Source organism: Micromonospora sp. NPDC047753 (assembly GCF_040642735.1).
Taxonomy (GTDB): domain Bacteria; phylum Actinomycetota; class Actinomycetes; order Mycobacteriales; family Micromonosporaceae; genus Micromonospora.
Genome location: NZ_JBEYSL010000727.1, coordinates 1 through 2,485, shown reverse-complemented (window position 1 = coordinate 2,485; position 2,485 = coordinate 1). Strand labels below are relative to the sequence as shown.

Below are 2,485 nucleotides of genomic sequence, written 5' to 3'. Positions count from 1 at the left end.
ACGCAACTCGTAGCCTAGGGTACGCTCAGCCGCATGGCCAACGACGCAGTTGCGGGCAACGTGACCCGCGTGGCCCTTGGCCCGGATCTCCACCGGCTTGTCGAGCAGGGTGACCTCGTCGGCCCCCTCCTCCGGCTCCGGTTCGGTCACCTGGACGTCGACGTTGTAGAGGAAACCGACTGTCTCCTCCTTGATGCCCTCCATCATGGTGGCGAACATGTCGAAGCCCTCGCGCTGGTATTCCACCACCGGGTCGCGCTGGGCGTACGCCCGGAGGTTGATGCCCTCCTGGAGGTAGTCCATCTCGTAGAGGTGCTCGCGCCACTTGCGGTCGATGACCTGGAGCAGCACCATCCGCTCGAGCTGGCGAACGCCCTCGGTGCCGAGCTGCTCCTCACGCCGGTCGTACGCGGCGTTGGCGTCGTCCTTGAGGCGGGCGACCAGGAAGTCGGCGTCCATGCCGGCCCGGGAGCCACCGGCCTCCTCCTCCAACTCCTCGATCGTCACGCCGACCGGGTAGAGCTGCTTGAGGCTGGACCAGAGCTGATCGAGGTCCCAGTCTTCGCCGTAGCCGTCCGAGGTGGCGCCCCGCACGTACGCCTCGACGGTGTCGTCGATCATGTTGCGGACCTGGTCGGAGAGGTCTTCACCGTTGAGCACCCGGAGCCGCTCGGCGTAGACGACCTGGCGCTGCTTGTTGAGCACCTCGTCGTACTTCAGCACGTTCTTGCGGATCTCGGCGTTCTGACCCTCGATCTGGGCCTGGGCGCTCTTGATCTGCCGGGTGACCATCTTCGACTCGATGGGCACGTCCTCCGGGATGTTGAAGCGCTCCATCACCGCCTCGACCGCTCCGGCCCGGAAGCGCCGCATCAGCTCGTCCTGAAGGGACAGGTAGAAACGGGACTCGCCCGGGTCGCCCTGGCGGCCGGCACGACCACGCAGCTGGTTGTCGATCCGCCGGGACTCGTGCCGCTCGGTGCCCAGCACGTAGAGGCCGCCGGCGGCCGAGACCTCTTCCGCCTCGGCGTCGCAGGCCTGCTTCCAGGTCGGAAGGACCTCCTCCATCGCCTTGGCGTACTCTTCCTCGTTCTCCAGTGGGTCGAGGCCGCGCTGGCGCAGCTCGTTCGCGGCGAGGAACTCGGCGTTGCCACCGAGCAGGATGTCGGTGCCGCGGCCGGCCATGTTGGTCGCCACGGTGACCGCGCCCTTACGCCCGGCCTGGGCGACGATCTCGGCCTCCCGGGCGTGGAACTTGGCGTTCAGCACGTTGTGCGGGATGCCACGGCGGCGCAGCAGCTGGGAGAGGATCTCGGAGTTTTCCACCGAGACGGTGCCCACCAGCACCGGCTGACCCATCTGGTGCCGCTCGGCGATGTCCTCGATGACGGCGTTGAACTTGGCCTTCTCGGTCTTGTAGATGACGTCCGGCCGGTCCTCGCGAACCATCGGGCGGTGGGTCGGAATGGTCACGACGCCGACCTTGTAGACCTTGTTGAACTCGCTCGCCTCGGTCTGCGCCGTACCGGTCATCCCGGACAGCTTCTCGTAGAGGCGGAAGTAGTTCTGGAGGGTGATGGTGGCCAGGGTCTGGTTCTCCTGCTTGATCTCCACCCCCTCCTTGGCCTCGATCGCCTGGTGCATGCCCTCGTTGTAGCGACGGCCGTGCAGGATGCGACCGGTGAACTCGTCGACGATCAGGACCTCACCGTCGCTGACGATGTAGTCCTTGTCGCGCTTGTAGAGCTCCTTGGCCTTGATGGCGTTGTTGAGATAGCCGACCAGCGGGGTGTTCACCGACTCGTACAGGTTGTCGATGCCGAGCCGGTCCTCGACCTTGGCGACACCCCGCTCGGTCACCGCGATGGTGCGCTTGGAGTGGTCGACCTCGTAGTCGCCCTCGCCGTCGGTGCCGGGCTGGAGCCGGGCCACCACGCCGGCGAACTCGCCGTACCAGCGGGCGGAGTGCTCGGCCGGGCCGGAGATGATCAGCGGGGTGCGGGCCTCGTCGATCAGGATGGAGTCGACCTCGTCGACCACCGCGAAGTTGTGCCCGCGCTGCACCAGCTCTTCCTTCGACCAGGCCATGTTGTCGCGCAGGTAGTCGAAACCGAACTCGTTGTTGGTGCCGTAGGTGATGTCGCACTCGTAGGCGGCCTTGTGCTCACTTGCCGGCCGGTTGGGCAGCACCACGCCGACGGTCAGCCCGAGGAACTCGTGCACCCGGCCCATCCACGCCGCGTCACGCTGGGCGAGGTAGTCGTTGACCGTGATCACGTGGACGCCCTTGCCGGAGAGCGCGTTGAGGTAGACGGCCATGACCGAGGTCAGCGTCTTGCCCTCACCGGTCTTCATCTCGGCGATGTTGCCGAAGTGAAGCGCCGCGCCGCCGCCACCCTCGTCTCGCAGCAGCAGAACGAGGAGATGCGCAGCCTCACCGCGGCCAGCTACAGCCAGAACGAGGAGCTGAAGAAGGTCTCCTCCT

At 66.4% G+C, this 2,485-nt stretch carries 1 pseudogene; it reads right to left on the bottom strand.

Features of this window, described 5'->3' with window-relative positions:
* Positions 1–72: 72 nt before the first annotated feature.
* Positions 73–2,391, bottom strand: a pseudogene (secA, locus tag ABZ749_RS33785) (preprotein translocase subunit SecA); the annotation flags it as partial.
* Between the last annotated feature and the right edge of the window lie 94 nt (positions 2,392–2,485).